General features: G+C 70.2%; 16 protein-coding genes and 2 pseudogenes. 8 read left to right on the top strand and 10 right to left on the bottom strand.

Annotated elements, in window-relative coordinates:
* Positions 1-76: 76 nt before the first annotated feature.
* The 5 genes and pseudogenes from tal to ACFU97_RS20100 all read right to left on the bottom strand — a co-directional run bounded on the left by tal (position 77) and on the right by ACFU97_RS20100 (position 4170).
* On the bottom strand, positions 77-1768 hold the full coding sequence (gene tal, locus ACFU97_RS20120) for a transaldolase (RefSeq protein WP_384258169.1): 1692 nt from the start codon (positions 1766-1768) through the stop codon (positions 77-79).
* 35 nt (positions 1769-1803) lie between these two features.
* Positions 1804-2622, bottom strand: coding sequence for a fatty acid desaturase family protein (locus tag ACFU97_RS20115; protein WP_384258167.1), 819 nt, complete (start codon positions 2620-2622; stop codon positions 1804-1806).
* Positions 2623-2826: 204 nt separating this feature from the next.
* Entirely contained in the window at positions 2827-3060 is a 234-nt protein-coding gene (locus ACFU97_RS20110) for a hypothetical protein (RefSeq protein ID WP_384258520.1), read from the bottom strand.
* A 310-nt stretch (positions 3061-3370) separates the two neighbouring features.
* Positions 3371-3469, bottom strand: a pseudogene (locus ACFU97_RS20105) (hypothetical protein); the annotation flags it as partial.
* Between the two features lie 65 nt (positions 3470-3534).
* Positions 3535-4170, bottom strand: a complete 636-nt coding sequence (locus tag ACFU97_RS20100; protein ID WP_384258164.1) for a TetR/AcrR family transcriptional regulator — start codon at positions 4168-4170, stop codon at positions 3535-3537.
* 134 nt (positions 4171-4304) lie between these two features.
* Between ACFU97_RS20100 and ACFU97_RS20095 the strand changes: the two genes are divergently transcribed.
* From ACFU97_RS20095 to ACFU97_RS20080, 4 genes are all read left to right on the top strand, one after another.
* Entirely contained in the window at positions 4305-5450 is a 1146-nt protein-coding gene (locus ACFU97_RS20095; protein WP_384258162.1) for a VOC family protein, read from the top strand.
* A gap of 31 nt (positions 5451-5481) precedes the next feature.
* Complete coding sequence (locus ACFU97_RS20090; RefSeq protein ID WP_384258159.1) at positions 5482-6432, top strand: fumarylacetoacetate hydrolase family protein; 951 nt, start codon at positions 5482-5484, stop codon at positions 6430-6432.
* 7 nt (positions 6433-6439) lie between these two features.
* Positions 6440-8026 carry a bifunctional 3-(3-hydroxy-phenyl)propionate/3-hydroxycinnamic acid hydroxylase gene (locus tag ACFU97_RS20085; RefSeq protein ID WP_384258157.1) on the top strand — a complete coding sequence of 529 codons (1587 nt, stop codon included), beginning with the start codon at positions 6440-6442 and terminating at the stop codon, positions 8024-8026.
* 193 nt (positions 8027-8219) lie between these two features.
* Positions 8220-8537 (top strand): hypothetical protein, encoded by a 318-nt coding sequence (locus ACFU97_RS20080; protein ID WP_384258155.1) that lies wholly within the window; start codon positions 8220-8222, stop codon positions 8535-8537.
* A gap of 427 nt (positions 8538-8964) precedes the next feature.
* On the opposite strand, the gene ACFU97_RS20075 is transcribed toward ACFU97_RS20080, so the two are convergent.
* The 3 genes and pseudogenes from ACFU97_RS20075 to ACFU97_RS20065 all read right to left on the bottom strand — a co-directional run bounded on the left by ACFU97_RS20075 (position 8965) and on the right by ACFU97_RS20065 (position 11413).
* Positions 8965-10137 (bottom strand): N(5)-(carboxyethyl)ornithine synthase, encoded by a 1173-nt coding sequence (locus ACFU97_RS20075; protein WP_384258152.1) that lies wholly within the window; start codon positions 10135-10137, stop codon positions 8965-8967.
* Between the two features lie 341 nt (positions 10138-10478).
* Positions 10479-10586 (bottom strand): annotated as a pseudogene (locus ACFU97_RS20070) (AAA family ATPase); the annotation flags it as partial.
* 113 nt (positions 10587-10699) lie between these two features.
* Positions 10700-11413 (bottom strand): anti-sigma factor antagonist, encoded by a 714-nt coding sequence (locus ACFU97_RS20065; RefSeq protein WP_384258150.1) that lies wholly within the window; start codon positions 11411-11413, stop codon positions 10700-10702.
* Between the two features lie 210 nt (positions 11414-11623).
* Here ACFU97_RS20065 and ACFU97_RS20060 point away from each other — a divergent pair, with 210 nt between their 5' ends.
* The gene (locus ACFU97_RS20060) at positions 11624-11965 is read left to right on the top strand and encodes a helix-turn-helix transcriptional regulator (protein ID WP_384258147.1); all 342 of its coding nucleotides are present in this window, start codon (positions 11624-11626) and stop codon (positions 11963-11965) included.
* A gap of 176 nt (positions 11966-12141) precedes the next feature.
* Positions 12142-12390 carry a DUF5133 domain-containing protein gene (locus ACFU97_RS20055; protein WP_384258145.1) on the top strand — a complete coding sequence of 83 codons (249 nt, stop codon included), beginning with the start codon at positions 12142-12144 and terminating at the stop codon, positions 12388-12390.
* Between the two features lie 500 nt (positions 12391-12890).
* Here the strand turns inward: ACFU97_RS20055 and ACFU97_RS20050 are convergent, their stop codons facing one another.
* Together ACFU97_RS20050 and ACFU97_RS20045 are read right to left on the bottom strand one after the other, a co-directional pair.
* Entirely contained in the window at positions 12891-13208 is a 318-nt protein-coding gene (locus ACFU97_RS20050) for a helix-turn-helix transcriptional regulator (RefSeq protein ID WP_384258143.1), read from the bottom strand.
* A 13-nt stretch (positions 13209-13221) separates the two neighbouring features.
* Entirely contained in the window at positions 13222-13566 is a 345-nt protein-coding gene (locus ACFU97_RS20045) for a MerR family transcriptional regulator (RefSeq protein ID WP_384258141.1), read from the bottom strand.
* 1104 nt (positions 13567-14670) lie between these two features.
* Here ACFU97_RS20045 and ACFU97_RS20040 point away from each other — a divergent pair.
* The gene (locus ACFU97_RS20040) at positions 14671-15042 is read left to right on the top strand and encodes an STAS domain-containing protein (RefSeq protein WP_384258138.1); all 372 of its coding nucleotides are present in this window, start codon (positions 14671-14673) and stop codon (positions 15040-15042) included.
* Positions 15043-15170: 128 nt separating this feature from the next.
* Positions 15171-15719 carry a hypothetical protein gene (locus ACFU97_RS20035; RefSeq protein ID WP_384258136.1) on the top strand — a complete coding sequence of 183 codons (549 nt, stop codon included), beginning with the start codon at positions 15171-15173 and terminating at the stop codon, positions 15717-15719.
* Positions 15720-15796: the final 77 nt, after the last annotated feature.

The raw sequence follows: 15796 nt of genomic DNA, 5'->3' as shown, positions 1-15796 counted from the left end.
CCGACGCCATCCGCGTCTCCCCTCCCACAGGCCCGCAACGGGCGGCTGACACCTGCCGGTCACCTTCGTCTGCCGGTCACCTTCGTCGTACGACGCTTCCGTCCGTGGCGGACTGCACGGGGTGCCCGACCGCGCGGGCGGCGGCCGCGACGCGCAGTTGCTCCAGGAGTGCGGTCTGGCTGTCCGCGCGTTCCGACAGGAAGTCGAGGTGATCGGCGTGGAGGCGCTCGTCGGTCTCGGCCAGTGCGCGCAGGGTGCGCCAGCACGCCGCCTTGGCCGTCACACCGATGAGCAGCGACTCCAGTTCCAGTACGTCGCTCACCGGGGACCGGGAGAAGAGGCGGCCGTTCGGCTTCAGCCGGCCGGCCTTCTCGGCGAGCCGGCCGAGCGCGACCTTCGGACGATCGGTGGATATCGCCAGATCTTCCATGATCCGGAGCGGGGACTGGCGGTCCTGTTCGAGCTGCCGGGCCAGCTCGGCCAGTTCCGGTTCTCCCCGCTGCGCCCGGGCGGCCCGGCGCGCCAGTTGGACTCCGCCGGTCGCGCCGGCCAGATGGTCGTTGAGGTAGATCGCCAGCAGCTCGGCACCGCTCGGGGCCCGTCCGGCCGCTTCGGCGGAGGCGCGATCCGCGTCCCCCTCGGCTCCGCTCTCGGGGCTCATCTCGCGGCTCACGGTGGCGCTCAGCTCGGCCCAGCTCTTCTCGAACTTGGCCAGCCCCTCCCGTTCGAGGCCGTCCGTGACGTCCGCGAAGTCCACCCCGACACGCTCCAGTGCCGCGAAGTGTTCCAGTGTCGCCGCGTGGTCCTCGGCCGTCGGCGGGTGAAGGGACGACGTGCCGTGGTCGGCGAACGCGGCGAGGGTGCTGCCGGGCATGGTGTTCACCGTGCCCGCCATGGCCAGCTCACTGACGTACATCGTGTCCGGGTAGTCGGGGTTCTTGACTCCGGTGGAAGCCCACAGCGGGCGCTGCGGCCGGGCTCCGGCCTCCGCCAGCCGCTGCCGGAGCGGTTCCATGGCCGCCATCTCGTACGCCTGGTACGCGAGGCGGGCGTTGGCGACCGCGGCCCGGCCCTTGAGCGCCAGGGCTTCGGGCGTGGCGATGACGTCGAGGCGGCGGTCCACCTCGGCGTCCACGCGCGAGACGAAGAACGAGGCGACCGAGTGGATGGCCGCCAGGTCGTGTCCGGCACGCAGGGCCCGTTCCAGGCCGGCCGCATGGGCGTCCATCACCGCGCGATAGCGATCCAGGGAGAAGATCAGGGTGACGTTGACGCTGATGCCGCGCGCCACGACCTCGGTGATGGCCGTGAGCCCCTCGCGGGTTGCCGGGATCTTGACGAACAGGTTCGGCTCTCCGACCTCCTCCCACAGCTTCACCGCCTGCTCGACGGTGGCGTCGGCGTCCTTCGCCAGCCGGGGATCGACCTCGATGGACACCCGTCCGTCCAGGCCGTTCGTCCTCTCGTGGATCGGCGCGAAGACGCGGCAGGCAGCCCGTACGTCGTCGGTGGTAAGGGCGAGGAGGGCGTCGTCGGCGCTCGCGCCCTGGGCCCTCAGGCTGCGCAGCTGCTCGGTGTAGCGGTCTCCACGGGACAGCGCGGAGGCGAAGATCGTGGGGTTCGTCGTGACACCCACGACATGCCGGCCGGCGATCAACTTCCCCAGTTCGCCATCGGCCAGCAGCTCGCGGGAGAGATCGTCGAGCCAGATCGAGACGCCGGCGGCGGACAGGTCGGCGAGCGGGTCGGACACTGTGGACGGAGTCATGCTGGACCTCCAGCAAGGGGGAGTGGGGGCGGCTTCTACGCGGCGGCCTTGGTGCGGCGCAGTGGGGCCCCGGCGTGGTGGAGACTGCGCAGCGCCTGCCGGTAGGAGACGGCCAGACCGGTTTCCAGATACGCGATGCCCAGTTCCTCGCAGTGGCGACGGACGATGATCTGTGCCTTGCGCAGGTTGGGGCTCGGCATGCTCGGGAAGAGGTGGTGCTCGATCTGGTGGTTCAGGCCGCCCAGTACGACGTCGGTGAGCCGGCCGCCGCGCACGTTGCGGGAGGTGAGGATCTGGCGGCGCAGGAAGTCCGGGCGGTCCTTGCCGGTGAGGACCGGCATGCCCTTGTGGTTGGGGGCGAAGACCGAGCCCAGGTAGAGGCCGAAGAGGCACTGGTGGACGGCGAGGAAGGCGACCGCCATACCGGGCGGCAGCATCAGGAACAGAGCGGTGAGGTAGCAGGCGAAGTGCCCGAAGAGCAGGATGCCCTCGGCGGGCCGGTTCCTGAGAGAGGGGTTGGCCAGCGCCCGTACGCCGGCGACGTGGATGCGCCCGGACGCCTCACTCGCCCGGCGCCGCCGGAACACCTGCCGGTGGGCGATGTCGTGGGCCACGAGGGCGACCTGGCCGAAGGCGATGGCGAGCACCGCCGCGACGGCCAGGGTCCACCAGCTGGCGCCGATCAGGACGAAGGCGGCCAAGCCGCCCGCGTAGAGGGTGGCCACCCCGGTGACGCGAGCCGTGTAGTAGCCGGGGCGGCGGTTCATCAGGCCGCTGTCGGTGATCTTCTTGGACAGCCGGGCGAAGTCACTGCCGGTGCTCCGCGCCGGTGGGACAGGGAATTCAGCGATCACAGACGTGACCCTTTCGGTGGACGACCGGGAATTGAGCTCCGGAGTTCACTCCACGCAGCCGTCGGCGGGGTCACGGCCGAGTCGCCTCCGCGGGGAGGCGACTCTGAAAACCTGCGAGAGACTTGACCTTTGCCTGCGGGTACCCGGGAGACGGCCTTCCGCACGTCTTTCGTACATCTGCGCCGACGGACCGGTGCCGGGTTGTCAGGGGCGGTCCCGGTGCCGCCACCGATGGGGGCGGAGACCGGCCGGTGGCGCCGGGGCGCGGTCGTCGGTGTCGCGGAAGCTGTCGCGGGCGGCTGTGGCGACCGCGTCGGGCGTGGTGCCGAACTCGGAGTGCAGGCGCTGGTGGTCGGTGCAGGCGCCGTGGTACTCCGGGCTGACGATCCGTCCGGCGCCGTCGACCACGTGGCGCCGGCCCTGGCCCGGGCACTCCAAGGTGATGTGCTACCTCGGAGCCGGTCGCCACGAGGACGGCGTCCGGGTGCGTGGTGCCCTGGGCGGTGTCCGCCAGGACGTGTCCCGCCGGGCGGTGGCGTGTCGTGCGGGGGCACACGCGTCGCTGCCCCGGTCCAGCACGAGCGCCCTCTGCCGGGACAAGGCCGGCGCGGCGGGGCGGTCCCCTTGTTCGAGGGCGGCGGGCAGACGGCGGGTCAGCGGGCGGTGGTCTCGTTCGCGTTGGCGGAAGGCACCCCGTCCCGTCCAGGCCCGGGACGGCGCGCGGCGCGGCGAGGTGCTCCACGGGCTGCTGGGTGGGGCCGTCCTCGCCCAGGCCGATGGAGTCGTGGGTCCCGCACGTAGACGGCGGGCAGTGCTCATCAGCGACGCCAGGCGTACGCCCGGGCACATGGAGTCCGAGAAGGTCAGGGACGTGCCGCTGTAGGGGCGGGTCAGACTTTGCAAGGGTGGGGGTCAGACGGGATCGGGGAGCGGGCGCCGGGAGACCTCATGGGCGTCGTCCGCCGGGACGCCGAGCATGCGAAGGACCATCTCGGCGAGGTTCGCCGCTGCCTCGTCGCCGTCCAGGTCGGGGCGGGCGAACCTCAACTCGACCAGCGACAGCAGGGTTCCGCCCAGTGCGCACAAGGCGACCGTGGGGTCGAGGGCGGTGAAACGGCCTGAGGCGATGCCGACCTGGAGATCGCGCAGCGCCCGGCGGGTCAGGCCGTTGTCCGAGTGGACGTGCCCGAGGCCGCGGCGGCGCAGCACCTGCATCAGCTCGGGGTGGGAGTCGGCCATGCGGGCGCTGAGCCGGAAGCCGGCCGCGACCAGTTCCGCCGGGTCGTCGATGCCGGCGAGGCGCTCGTCGAAGTTCTGGCCGAACTCCTCCAGGGCGTCCACCACCGCCGCCACGAACAGCTCCGTCTTGGAGTCGAAGTGGTTGTAGAACGAGCCGAAGCCCACGTCCGCGCGCTCGGCGATCGCCTGGATGCTGGCGCTGGTGTCGCCGGTCTCGGCGAGTATCTGCCGGGCCGCTCGGATGAGTGCCCTGCGGGTCTCTGCGCGACGCCGCTCGAACCGGTTGCTGGGCAGGGCTGACGTAGACATGCGCCGAGTCTAGCGGCGGGGCCGATGGCACTCGCAATTCTGATGAATTCATCATTTCCCGCCGTGCACGCCTTGACGATGCGGCCATCACAGTTGATGATTTCATCACTAATCAATGCCGCTCGGAGGGCACCATGTCTGAAACCCGCGCCAACGGGGCCGACGTCACAACGGCCCACCAGGACCTCCACAGCGAGCAGGGCGCCCTGCGCGGCGAACACCCAGGTCGCTCCCGGAACCCTGTGATCAAGGTCGCGGACCTCGCCTGGCTGGAGTTCGAGAAGCCGGACCTGGACCGCGCCGAGGTCTTCGCCCGCGACTTCGGGTTCGGGATCGCGGCCCGCACCGAGCGCGAGCTCTGGCTGCGCGGTACCTTCGCCGGCTCACCCTGCATGGTGATCCGGCGCGGGCGGACCTCCCGGTTCATCGGTCCGGCCTTCCGGGCCGCCGAGCGGGCCGACCTGGACCGGCTGGCCCGGAACACGGGCTCGGACGTACGGGACGCCGACGTCCCGGGGGGCGGCAAGGTGGTCGACCTGCTCGACCCGTCGGGCTTCCCGGCCCGCGTGGTCCATTACGGCGAACCGCTGCCGGCGCTGCCCGAACAGCAGCCGCTGCTTGTCAACTTCGGCACGGAGCGCCGCCGCACGAACGCCACCCAGCGCCCGCCCCGAGAGCCGTCCCGGATCCAGCGCCTGGGACATGTGGTGCTGGAGACCCGGGTGTTCGCCCGGGCTCTGGACTGGTACCTGGACACTCTCGGGATGATCGTGTCCGACTTCCTGTTCCTGGACGGACAGCGCGACCGCGGCCCGACCATGGCCTTCATCCGCTGCGACCTGGGCGGCGTGCCGGCCGACCACCACACGCTGGCCATGCACCTGGGCCCGGGCAACGGCTATGTCCACTCCGCCTACCAGGTCACCGACCTCGACTCGATCGCCGTCGGCGGCGAGTACCTGAACGAGCGGGGCTACAAGCGCAGTTGGGGCATCGGCCGGCACATTCAGGGCAGCCAGCTCTTCGACTACTGGCGTGATCCCGACCGTTTCATGCTGGAGCACTTCGCCGACGGCGACCTGTTCTCCTGCGACGTGGAGCCCGGCTGGGCGCCGATGTCGACGAGCGGCCTCGCCCAGTGGGGTCCGCCGGCCACCCGTGACTTCCTCGGCGCCGGCCCCTCTCCCCAGCGGGTCCGCGATGTCATCGAGGCCCTGCGCGGCGACAACGAGATGGACCGGTCCCGCCTGCTCGGCCTGCTCAAGGCCGCCACCTCCTGACGCCGCCGACCCACCACACAAAGGCACCGATATGAGCACCAACGTCCTGCGCACCGCCGACGGCTGGTGGGTGGTGCGCGACGCGCGCGCCGTCCGCATCGACACCAAGGCCGCCACCACCGCCGAGCTACTGGCCGACCGGGGTGCCGTACGAGAGGCCGCCGCCTCCGCCGAGCCGGGCACACCTGTCACCGACCTGGTGGCGATCTCGCCGGTCACCACCCCCTGCCGGGTGGTCGCCCAGATGGTCAACTACCGTAGTCACGCCCGCGATTCGGGCTTCACCGGTGACATCCCGCCCGCGTTCTTCCGCAAGGCGTCCGGCTCGGTCTGCGGCCCCGGCGACAGCGTCGTGCGTCCGCGGCATGTGAGGTTCCTCGACTACGAGGTCGAACTCGGCCTGGTCGTGGGCGCACCGCTGCCCATCGGTACGGTCGTCGAGGAGCGGGATCTGCCGTCGTACGTCGCCGGGCTCGTCGTCACGAACGACGTCAGCGCACGCGACGTACAGCTGACCAGGACGCAGTTCTACGAGAGCAAGTCGTACCCCACGTTCACGCCCACCGGCCCGTACCTTGCGCTGCTGGAGGTGGAAGACTTCGCTCATCTCCTGGACCTGCGGCTGAAGTTGAGCGTCAACGGCGATCTGCGCCAGGACCGCACCCTCTCCGACATGATCGTCCGCCCGGCCCGGGCGCTGACCCTGCTGGCCCGTTTCCAGACCCTGGACGCCGGCGACCTGCTGCTGACCGGCACCCCCGGCGGCACGGCGCTGAAGGCCCCGCCGAAGGCGATCGAGAAGATCGGTGCGCTGTTGCCGCCCGCGATGAAGTGGAAAGCGTTCTTCAAGAGCCAGTCCAAGAACCCGCACTACCTGCGCGCAGGAGACGTGATCACGGCGGCGATCGCGACTCCGGACGGACGGATCGACCTCGGCGAGCAGCGCACGCCGGTCGCGGACGCGAGCCAGGAGCCGAGGTAGGCCGCACATGACCGTCGAACAGCAGCCGTCGGACATCCCCGTCGTGGTCATCGGTGCCGGGCCCGTTGGCGTGACCGCCGCCCTCCTCCTCGCCCGGCGTGGAGTACGCAGCGTCGTCCTGGAACGACACCAGGACATCTACCCCCTCCCACGCGCTCTCGTCGTCGACGACGAGGTGCGCAGGATCATCCAGGCCGCCGGTGTCGGCGAGGGGTTCGCCGCAATGGCCCGCCCGGGAAACGGGCTGCGGCTGCTGGACGCCCGGCACCGGGTGATGGCCGAGTTCCGGCGCTCCGGGCACGGCCTGCACGGCTACCCGCAGACCAGCATGTTCGAGCAGCCCGCACTGGAGCGACTGCTGCGCGACGAGCTGGCCCGGCGCCCGGAGAGCGAACTGCGCAGCGGGGCGGAGGTCACCGCCATCGGGACGGACACCGAAGGCCCGGTGCGCGTGACCTACCGCGACGATGCCGGTGAGCATCACCTCTGGGCCGATGCGGTCCTCGGCTGCGACGGCGCCAACAGCATCACCCGGGAGGCCGTCGGAGGCTCATGGGAGGACCTGCGCTTCGAGGAACGCTGGACCGTCGTCGACGTACGCACGCCGGCCGACGTGCGCTGCTGGGAGGGTGTCGACCAGGTCTGTGACCCGAACCGCCCGGCGACCTTCATGCGCGTCGGCGAGGACAGCTACCGCTGGGAGTTCCGGCTCGCGGACGGGCAGGAGCAGCCCGTCCGCGAGCTGGTCGCCCCGTGGCTGCCACGCTCCTACGACGGCGACTTCGAGGTCGTCCGCGAGACGGCGTACACCTTCCGGGCCCGTATCGCCGACCGTTGGAGCCGTGGACGCGTCTTCCTCCTCGGCGATGCCGCCCACCTCACCCCACCCTTCATCGGACAGGGGCTGTGTGCGGGACTGCGCGACGCCTGCAACCTCACCTGGAAACTTGCGCGGGTCCTCCAACAGGGCGGACCAGAGCGGCTGTTGAAGACGTACGAGAGCGAGCGCAAGCCGCACGCCCGGCACGTGATCCGGCTCGCGGTCGCCATGGGATGGGCCATGACCGGCGGTCAGGACGGTGCCGCCGCACTGCGCCGCAGACTCCTGGCCGTGGCCTGCCGCATCCCCGGCCTGACCGCCGCAGCCGGCCGCGACCTCAGCCGGCCCCTGACGAACGGCCCCCTCGTGCGGCGCCACGCCCGCCGGGGGCTGGCGGGCACGCACTGCCCGCAGCCATGGGTGAGCGCGGACGGGCCGCGTACCCGTCTCGACGAGTTGCTCGGCGACTCCTTCACGATCCTCACCGCCGGCGAGCCCTCGCCCTCGCTGGACGCGCTCGCCCGCGGCCTCGGTGCCCGCGTGGTCGCCGTGACCGACCTCGGCGACGACGGCACGCTCGCCGCCTGGCTGCGGGCCGGACGGGCGGATGCGGTCGTGCTGCGGCCCGACCGCATCGTGATGGACGTTGTCCCGGCCGGAGGCCACGACTTCACGGACACCGCCGCCTGGTCGTCGCTCCTGCACACCACCCGAAGCACCCACCCTTCCCCATGGGCCGTCGAGGAAGGCCTGCCGAGGAGCGCCGAGCGATGACCAGTCCGGACCCCCTCACGGTGCCCGATCCGCAGGCCGTAGCCGGCAGCGGCATCATGGACTTCGCCCGCGGCGCGGGGACGGACGGCGCGGACCACGGCGTTCCGGCGCTACTCCCCACCACGCCCTGCGCAACCTCACCGACGACCAACCCGCGATCGTCGCGCTGGACGCGACCGGTTGCGGTTGCCAGGTGACGGGACAGCGGCTGCGCGCACGGGTCGCCTCCGTCGCCGCCACCCTGCGCGACCTGGGCTTCGGCCAGAGCGACCGAGTCTTGGGCGTACCTGCCCAACACACCCGGCACGCGGTCATCGCGTTCCTCGCGGCCGCGAGCCTGGGTGCCGTGGGGTCGGAGTGCAGGCACGAATACGCCCCATGGCCGCCGCCGACCGGTTCGCCCAGCTCGGGCCCACCGTCCTTGTCGCCGCCGACGGCCACCTCTTCAACCGCACCACCCACGACCGTCGTGACGCCGCACTCGAACTCGCCCGCGCGCTGCCTATGTTGAATGCCACCCGGCTCGTGGACCACGCGGGTCTGCCGTGGCCGTCGGGCGCCCACCCGTCACCGGCCGTGCCGTGGGTGGACGCCTCCACCCGCACCGAGCATCGGCACCAAACCCGACGTGATGCAGCACCAGGTCGAGCCCGGCCAGGGGGCAATCGACACCGAACCGGCGACGCACGGCCTCGGCGATCCTCGCCGACGTCCGGCACTGCTCGCTCCAGCCGTACGCGGCCGGACCGGCTACCAACAGCCCCTCCAGAGCATGCAGTTGACCGGCGCCAAGCTTGCAGCGTGCGCCGCTGGGCCCCCTGGAGACCAGAGCCTGCCAAACGCTCGAAGCCAAGCCCGGCGCCAGCGGTTCGCCGACATCCGAGACAACCTGACCCGCCGGGCCATCTCCCGGTCACTGTCCTCAACGCGCCGGCGTACTAGACCTCTGAGCTCAGCGAGGTCGCCGGGACTTCGGGAGTGTGGGGGTAGGCGGCCGACCGGTGCTGGAAGGAGAGGATCTTCGGGTTCTGGACGACGCCGTCGCGGATCTCGATGGCCTTTCTGATCGTGACATCGGTGTCCCATGCCGTGGGGCCGTCCATGACCTTGCGCAGGTAGGGAAGGAGCGCCTCGCTGATTTCCCAGGTGGCGGAGTTCCACAGGTGGGACGGGCTGTGATCCACCGCGTAGTAGTGGCAGCCCGATCCCACCGAGGGCATGGGCTCGCCGAACGTGGTCGGGTGGGCCCATGCGAAGCCCATGCCCTCGTCGCAGGCGACGTCGATGAAGAAGGTGCCCGGCCGGAAGAGGGCGAGTTCCTCGTCGGTGACGAACATGAGCGGCGCGTCGGTGTCCTGCAGGATGCAGTTGACGATGATGTCGAACCCGGCCAGGTACTCCGCCAGCGGCTCGGAACCGGCCGCGGTAATGGCCCGCAGGCGCGAGGAATCGTCCTCCTGCTCCTCGAAGTGGCCCATCACGACCGAGGGCATCGGTGACGCCACCGCTGCCGCGGCGCGTCGGGTGAGCACGGTGACGTCGGTGACCCCCATGGCGCCCAGGCCCGTGACGGCGCCGCGCGCCGTGGCACCGAAGCTGATGACCACCGCCCGCAGGCGGCGCCCGTAGCTACCGGTCAGCCCGCCGAGCTGCAGGGCGTGCAGCACCGAGCAGTAGCCGGCGAGTTCGTTGTTCTTGTGGAACACATGGACGCTGAAGGCGCCCGTGGAAGTCCAGTGGTTCATGGCTTCCCAGGCGATCAGGGTCAGCCGTCGGTCGATGGCGATCTGGGTCATCTTCTCGTCCTGCACGCAGTGCGGCCATCCCCACAGCACCTGGCCCTCGTGCAGCGCGGCGATGTCGTCGTGCATCGGTTTGGGCAGCAGCACGACATCGCCCTCCGCGAGGAGTCGCTCGCGTGAGCGCAGGCCGGCCACGAGCGGTCGCAGCGCGTCGTCGGAGACGCCGAACCGTCGGCCGTAGCCCTGTTCGAGGAAGATCCTCTCGCGCAGCTCCGGGGCGATCCGTTCGAGGTGGCGGGGGTGCAGGGGCAGCCGGAACTCGTTCTCCTTGTGGGAGGAGGCGAGTACGGCGAGATTCTTCAGGCTCATGTGGGGAGGCTCATTTCCGACCGGACGCGATGTGCTCCGGCCTTGCCGTTCCCCGAGGGCGACGCCGAAACGGATGACGGCGTGCGAGGTGCGCTCGGTACCGCCACCGTACTCCGGTACAGGCCGCTCAGCGCCCGCCGCTCGTTTGAGCTCGAAGGATCCACAGGCAATCGGTTGAGATGGGTCCAGGCTGGCAGGCCGCACTCGTGGCCCTCAATATGCCTCGACGTCGGTTGGGCCGTACCCCCCGCAGACCAGGGAGGCTGCCGTTCTCCAGTGCTGGCGGCCTTGGAACCGGACAACCATCTCGCCGGACTCTAAATGGAGGGCCTGACTAGGGCTCAGGCTGCGTCATCTCGTTCGCGCTCGATTGCGGCGAGCCGGTTCTTGAGGCGGTGGCTCGGACCGTTGATGGAGATGACTTCGCAGTGGTGGAGAGGACGGTCGAGGCGGCCGTAGACGTGGCAGAACAAACGGCCTGCACCGGTCGGCGCGTCCGGACGGGGCCAATGGGGGATGTCCACGGCGAGCACAGGAGTGCGGCGTGGGTTTTCTACTCTCCCTATTTGCGGTGGATTTGTACGGCGGTGGCGAGGTGGTCGGCCAGGGGTTCGGGCAGGGGGGTGTGTCCGTCGGCGGTGTGCAGCAGGGCGTCGGCGACCTGGTGCAGTTTGGTGTTGGTGTGCTGGGAGGCGGTCACCAGTACTTGCCAGGCCTGCTCGGGGGTCAGGTGGAAGGAGGCCATGAGCATCCCGCGGGCCAGGTCGATCGAGGTGCGGGTCTCCATGGCCCGGTGCAGTTGCGCGTTCTCCGTTACGAGGCGGTCGCGGGAGGGTCCGGCATGTGCGGTTGAGGGGTGATGACGCGCCCCGTGCGTGGTGATCGCGTCAGGTGTTGCTCGCTCATCGGCAGGGTGCGCCGGCGGTGTCGTCGTCGCATTCGGTGCGGGGCCCGCACTCCTGTTCGGGTCGGCCGGGTCCTCGGTGAAGAGGGGGAGGGTGTTGGTGAGGGTGAGCAGGCGTTGGACGGCGCGGCTGGTGGCGCTGAGGGTGATCTGTTTGCCGGAGAGGCGGGCGCGGTCGCGGACGTCGAGGAGGACGTTGAGGGCGGAGCAGTCGCAGAAGTCGACGCCGGCGAGGTCCAGTTCCAGGCCGCCGGTGGTGCGGTCGAGGGCCTTGTTCAGTGTCTGCTGCAGGAACGGATCGCTGTCCAGGTCGAGTTCGCCGCTGACGGTCACCGCGAGCCGGTCGCCGGCCGCGTCGACGCGCACTGTCACCGGTGGGGATGACCGCTGGGGTGCGGTGGAGCAGTCGGGGCAGGGCCCCTCCCCTTCGGGGACGGGCGGGTGAGCGCACATTGTTGCTCCCGGCGCAGATCGGCTGATCGACCACTCCCAGGATCACCCAACCGGCCGTTCACGTCAATGAAAACATGAAAAACTGTTCGTCCTTTTGAATGCGTGAATCAGGAACCGTATCCTGTGGGGATGGATCGAGCGCCGGAACCGCACACAGGCTGGACCTTTCTGACCAATCACTCCCGGGTGCTGGCGGCCATCGCCGAGGACCACACCACCCGTGTCCGCGACATCGCGGCCCGCTGCCGGCTGACCGAGCGGGCCGTGCAGAAGATCATCGCGGACCTCGAGGAGGGCGGCTACCTCACCCATGTCCGCGAGGGCCGCTCGAACGTCTACCGGATCGCCTCCGACCGGGTCCTGCGGCATCCCGCCGATGCCCCGGCCACGGTCGCGGAGCTGCTGTCGGTGCTGATGCGTCACGAGGCCGGACGTCCCGCTGCCGCCGTGAACCCGGACCACGGCGCTTGACACGGACCTGGTCCTCGGATCCCACCAGAGGAAAGGTGCAGCCGAAGCGGGCACCTGGGTGGCAATCGGCGGCTTGACCGGGCCGGGGACACCTGCTGCGAGTGAGGTGAGCCGGAGCTCCAACGCGACGTCCGTAGGAGGATCACGTCTGGCGGCTGGTGGTGGGGGTGCGTGCGGTGTCGTTTCGAGGGTTCGTCGAGGCGTACGAGACCGTGCTGGCCGAGGACGCCGGGACGGGCAGGGTCGAGTCGGGCACACGGGAACAGGACCTGACCTACACGCTCTGCGTGTCCACCGGCACGCGGGACGTGAGAGACGCCCTGCAGGCGCCGCGCCGCATGCTCGCCGCCGCGGGGGTGGCCGGCCCGGAGACCGCGAGGGCGGCCGAGGTTCCTCCGGAGCCGACCGAGATCGGGGCTCCATGACAGCGTGAAGTCATGACTTCCGGGATCTCCAACAGCTGACTTCAGGCGGTCCACACGTCCCTGAACCGGCCGCCCCTGGAAGGCTTGTTCGGCGTCGTGCGCAGGGCTGTTGTCACGGACTCAGCTGTGGGATCCCGCCGCTGCGATGGTAAAGGTGTGATGACCGTACGTGTTCCTCTTGACCCCTCGCTGAGGGGCCGACCGGCACGTCCCGCCGCGCGGGAGGGGAGAGGAGGACGGACATGGACGGAGTCCCGGGTTCCGGCGAAACGGTGGGGCGGCACGTGGCGGCCTCCACCCGCGGCTGACACCCGTTCCGCCTGGATCGACCATGCCGGCGAACTCCCCGTCATCGTGGAAGGTTGGTTCGCCGCCAGGTCGACCACCTGCCCGGCGGCCACGACTCGCTTCCTGAGACGCCTCTGTTAGGGCTTCGGACAGGCCGGTAGACCGGCTCGGGCCCCGGATACGGGTTGTGCCAGCGCGTTACGGGCGACGACTCACTGCGCCGTGGAGGCGTCCGGGTGGTGATCTCGGCGGAGAGCGAACTCCAGCAGGGCGGAGACGGACAGGTTGGCCTTGGCCGGGTGCCGGAGGGGGCCTTCGCTGTTGAGGACGTACCGGTTGCGCCGGCCGATCCGTTGCTTGCGCAGATAGCTGGCCGTTTCGAGTTCCGCCACGACTCGCTGGGCCGTGCGCTCACTGATGTGGCAGGTGTCAGCGAGTTGGTGCGATCGCGCACCGGGGTCCCGGGCGATCTTCGTCAGCACTCGGGCGTGGTTGGTTAGGAAGGTCCACCGGCGACTCTGGTGGGTCATGCCGAGGTCCTGGTCACTCTGGGGTTTGCGGCTGCGACTGGCGGTCTCGGGCGCGCAGTTGCTCGTTGATGCGTTGCGCTTCTTGGAGTTGGTCTTCGAGGATGATGATGCGGCAGGCGGCCTCAATGGGGGTGCCCTGGTCGACGAGTTCGCGGGCGCGGGAGGCGAGGCGCAGCTGGTAGCGGGAGTAGCGGCGGTGGCCGCCTTCGGAGCGCAGGGGTGTGATCAGGCGGTGTTCGCCCAGGGCGCGGAGGAAGGCGGGGGTGATGGCGAGCATGTCGGCGGCCCGGCCCATGGTGTAGGCGGGGTAGTCGTCGTCGTCGAGGTTGTCGACGGGGCGGGGATCGGCAGGGGGCATAGACCTCTTCTTCCGGGGACGCGTCGGGGGGCCCGAGTGCCGTGTGTGGCACCCGGGCCCCGAGCTTTCAACACCATCTACCGGCCTACTGCGCCGGCCTTCTGTGTCCGCAGCGTGCGCCTGGGAGGGCGGGGCTGCGGGGATCGTGTCTGCGTGACCGGGGACCACCTTCCAATCCTGGGTCTTGCGGTACCCGGGCGGACTGCTTCCTCGCCCGGGCGATCCTGATGGCGCTCTGCTCCTTTTCCTTGGGTTGCTCGGTTGTACTGCTGGATATTGCGGGTACTGCTCACGGCCCCGTGGGGTCACGTCAGGGCCGTGTCCTGCTGGTCTGCCTGCACGGCAGTTCGTGTCTGCCGTGCCCTCTCGGATCCTGGCTACGGCACGACAATAACTCCGCGACGAAGCAATGTCTACTGCGGCCGCAACAGATTTTCTCCCGAGCTGACGTATGGAGTTATTCCGTGGATGCATCCGAAAGCGTGCTGTCCCGGGTTGTGTCCCGGACCCGTCGGGCCCCGGAAAGTCCAACGGCCGGGAGACAGCGAGCAGTACCGCAGGTCGCCGTGATCGTCGCGACGCCGGGACCGACCCACCGAGCCGGCCGAACCAGAGGCACCGACCGAACTGACAACGCCACCCGCAGCCCAAGACCCGGCCGCGGCATCGAACATGACAGGCCGGGGTCGTCCCGTGTCCCGTGCCCGCGGGCCCGGCAACGGCACGAAGTTGCCAGGGAGGGCGATGAACAGTCCGCCCGAAACAGATCGTCGGCCGATTGGCTGGTCTCCGACCCACGCCGGCCCCGTCGACCCGGACCGGTCTGCCTGCTGGGCTTCCGACACTGCCGTCCGAGTCGCGGGCGGCCCCGGCACCGGTCCAGGACACTATGCCCGCCGGGCGCGGCCCTTCAGCCCCGCCGCAAGGCGCATCCCGAACGAGCGATCCGTCATCCGCCACTGTGCTCGCCAACCCGGGCTGTCGGAACGCCCGTTCACCCGTCGCGTCGCACACCCCCGTATCGGAGACATGCCGCGAGGGCCGAACCCGGCCTGGCCACGCGGCGCTCTTCGAGGGGCACTTCGTCAGTCGAACCGAGGAGCCATGGCTCTACCACAACTGAACGCACACCGGCATGATCGCGCCACCCGCGCGCTGATCACACTCGCAGGGGAGTTCGACCTGACCACCGTCCCGCTCGCGCACGCCGCACTGGGCGCATGCCTGCGCGACGGCATCCGCACCATCGACGTCGATCTCACAGCGTTCACCTTCTGCGACGCCAGTGGACTCAACGCCTTCCTCGCGGCGTCAGGACTTGCCGCCGATGCCGGAACGACCCTCCAACTGCACTACTCGCCGCCGACCCTGACCCCCATCATCGACATTACCGGCACCGGCTTCCTGCTTCATGAGTTGCACACCGTTCGGCGACCGTCACCGCGCGTCCCCGCTGCCGCGGGCGGTGCCCCGTGACAGCCCGGCCCCGGGGTGAGCCGCCAGGCGGCCGGGGAGGCACGCCAACTCCCGTCCACGCGTTTCGTCTGCGCCGGCTGAACCGCTGGCAGGCCGAGACTCTGCGGGAGGACCTGGCCGATCTGTACGTGGAGTCCTCCCGCCCGCAGGCAGGCCACGCGTACCGAGGCCGGGAGGCGTTTCTGCGTCGGCTCACCAGTGACATCCGGCGGGCGCGATTCGCCCTGTTGACAGCGGAGGACAACGCCTTGGCCGGGTGTGTCTACGGATTCCCCGTACCGCGCGAGGGGACGTGGTGGAGGGGGTTCGCCGGGTTCCTTCCGCGGAGCGTCGAACAGCTCACCGCGTCCGGCCACGTCTTCGCGATCACCGAGATCGTGGTGCATCCCCATACGGAAGACCAGGACCTCGCCCGCAGGATCCAGGAACGGCTCCTTGCCGATCACCACGCCTCGCTCGGGGCGACGCTGGTCGACCGGGCCGACACTCCGGCGTGCGACGCTTTCCTGTCCTGGGGGTGGCAGGACATCGGGGCGATCCATCGGGTGCCGGAAGCCATGGTCCTCCGGCCGTCGGCCCCTGTGCTGTTGCGGGCTCTGGTCCTTCCTCTCGGCCCATACACGGCCGCCCGCCCGGACGGCCTCGCTCACGAAAACCGCACCCAGCGGCCCGACTGACGGACAGTGTGCGGAACCCACTCATCAGCGTCTTCGACGGCGCCTCTCGGGCCCGGTGACACGCCCCCCACGAGCAG

Origin of the sequence: Streptomyces sp. NPDC057616 (assembly GCF_042800575.1) — a bacterium.
In the GTDB taxonomy this organism is placed as follows: Bacteria; Actinomycetota; Actinomycetes; order Streptomycetales; family Streptomycetaceae; genus Streptomyces.
This window is presented reverse-complemented; position numbering and strand designations above follow the sequence as displayed.